Here is a 2,464-nt window from a genome sequence, read left to right as displayed (position 1 = left end):
AGGGTGCGCCCCGCCGGGGTCAGCCGGTCGATAAAGCCGAAACGCTTGGCCGCGCGGATCACCCAGCGATCGGCCAGGGTCAGTACCGGCGAATCCAGCATCACCACCCCGCGATACAGCTGCGGGCTACGCATGGCCGCATGCAGGTGCAGCACACCACCCAACGAATGGCCCACGCCCCACACCGGCTCCGGTTGTTGCTCAAGGTGGTGGATCAGTTCGTCCACCAGGTTCTGCCAATTGTCATCCACTGGAAACCGGGGGTCGTGACCGTGCTGCGGCAAATGCGCGACGGCGTACTCCGGGGCCAGGGCGGCAAACAATTTGCCGTAGGTCGCCGAAGGAAAGCCATTGGCGTGAGCGAAAAACACGTGCTGCGACATACCTGATCCATCACCGTAAACAGAGTGTTGATTCTCCCCAGACCGGGCAGTCACGGCAATGACTGTAACTGCCAGGAATGATGACACTCACGCCACGCCTATCGGGCCGGCGGCTTCTCCCCCAGCGGTACCACGGCCATGGTCAGGCGCGACACACAGCTGGCCTTGCCTTCATCGCTGGTCAGGCGGATGTCCCACACGTGGGTGGTGCGCCCGATATGAATCGGCTTGGCCACCGCCGTCACCCGCCCGCTGCGCAAGCCGCGCAGGTGGTTGGCGTTGATTTCCAGGCCCACGCAATAGAACTTGCTGGCGTCGATGCACAGGTAACTGGCCATGGAGCCCACGGTTTCCGCGAGTACCACCGACGCGCCGCCGTGCAGCAGGCCGTAGGGTTGATGGGTGCGGTGGTCGATCACCATGCTGGCCGTCAGGGACTCGTCGTCAAAACGTTCAAAGCGGATATCCAGTACTTCACCGATGGTGTTTTTCTGAATCGCATTCAGTTGCTCGATATTCGGTTGGGTGCGCCACAGGCTCATTGATCGGTCCTTATTGGTTTTATGTCAGTGCTCAATCCTGCCACAGCACGGCCTCGGAGCGCTCGCTCCAGGCCAGGAACTGCGACCCGTAGGCTGATTCAATCACGTTGCGCTTGATCTTCAAGGTCGGCGTGAGAAAACCGTTTTCCACCGCCCAACTGTCTTTCACCACCACCAGTTGGCGCAAGCGCTCATGTTTATCCAGCACCTGGTTGACCTCTTCCAGCAAGCGTTCAAGGCTGCCCTGCAAAGCCTGGCGCCCAGCGCCTGCGGCATCTTGCAGACCCACGGCAGATAACACGCACAGGCCCATGGGCGCACTCAAGCCATCGCCCACCACGCACACCTGCTCGATGCGTGCATGTTCGGCCAGGCGGTTTTCAATCGGCGCCGGGGCCACGTATTTGCCTTTGCTGGTCTTGAAGATTTCCTTGAGCCGCCCGGTCAGCCGCAGGCGGCCATCGGTGCCCTGCTCGCCCTTGTCGCCGGTGCGCAGGAAGCCGTCGGCGGTGAGGGTCTCGGCAGTTTTTGCCGGGTCCTTGTAATAACCGAGCATGGTCGCGCCGCTGCGTACCTGGACTTCGCCGTCGTCACCGATGCGCACTTCGACGTCCGGGCATGGCGGGCCTATCCAGCCGAGTTTCTGCTGGCCGGGGCGGCACACGTGGGAGTAGCCGCAGCTTTCGGTCATGCCATAGACCTCCAGCACATCCAGGCCCAGCCGGCGATACCAGACCAACAGTGCTTCGGGCACGGGGGCTGCGCCGGAGATCGCCACGCGCACAGCGTCCAGGCCCAACCCGGCGAGCACTTTGTGGCCGACCCGTTTGCCGATGAAGGGCAGGCGCAGCAAGGTATCGAGGCGGCTCGGGGGGATTTTGCTATAGACGCCCATCTGGAATTTGGTCCAGATCCGCGGTACGCCGAACAGCGCTGTTGGCCTCGCCCGTTTGAGGTCTGTCAGAAAAGTGTCGAGGCTCTCGGCGAAAAATACTGTCTGTCCGGTGTAGATCGAGGCCATCTCCACGAACATGCGTTCGGCGACGTGGCACAGCGGCAGGTAGGACAGCAGGCGGTCGCCCTCCCCCAGGCCGAACAGTTCAGTGCCGCGGATGGCCGCGAAGGCCAGCGCGCCGAAGCTGTGCATCACGCCCTTGGGCAGGCCGGTGGTGCCGGAGGTGTAGATGATGGTGGCTAGATCGGATGCTGCGGGCGCGGGGTTGTCCTGAATGGGTGAGCAGGCTTGCAGGTCGGCCCAGGTGAAATCGAATTCGCCATCGGGGCACAGCGGCAGGCTGATGGTGGGCAGGTCGGCCTTTACTCCGGCGGACATGGCGGGCCAGTCGTCCAGTTTGCCGATAAATGCCAGTGCGGCTTCGGAGTGCTCGAGTACGTGGGCGACGGAGTCGGCGGTGAGGTTGGGGTAGAGCGGGACCGAGACGTGGCCGGCCATCCAGATGGCGAGGTCGGCGATGATCCAGTGGGCGCAGTTTTTCGAGATCAGGGCGATGTGGGAGCCCTGGGGCAGGTCGCGGGCTC

General features: G+C 63.1%; 3 protein-coding genes. All 3 read right to left on the bottom strand.

What is annotated here, in order from left to right; genetic code table 11:
- The coding region (locus tag HX846_RS14735) for an alpha/beta fold hydrolase (protein ID WP_178965619.1) at positions 1-383 on the bottom strand (383 nt) is incomplete at its 3' end.
- Positions 384-481: 98 nt separating this feature from the next.
- Complete coding sequence (locus HX846_RS14730; RefSeq protein ID WP_102369642.1) at positions 482-925, bottom strand: hotdog fold thioesterase; 444 nt, start codon at positions 923-925, stop codon at positions 482-484.
- A 31-nt stretch (positions 926-956) separates the two neighbouring features.
- A partial coding sequence (locus tag HX846_RS14725; RefSeq protein WP_178965618.1) for an AMP-binding protein occupies positions 957-2,464 on the bottom strand: 1,508 nt, incomplete at its 5' end.

This window comes from Pseudomonas sp. K5002 (genome assembly GCF_013386655.1).
In the GTDB taxonomy this organism is placed as follows: domain Bacteria; phylum Pseudomonadota; class Gammaproteobacteria; order Pseudomonadales; family Pseudomonadaceae; genus Aquipseudomonas.
This window is presented reverse-complemented; position numbering and strand designations above follow the sequence as displayed.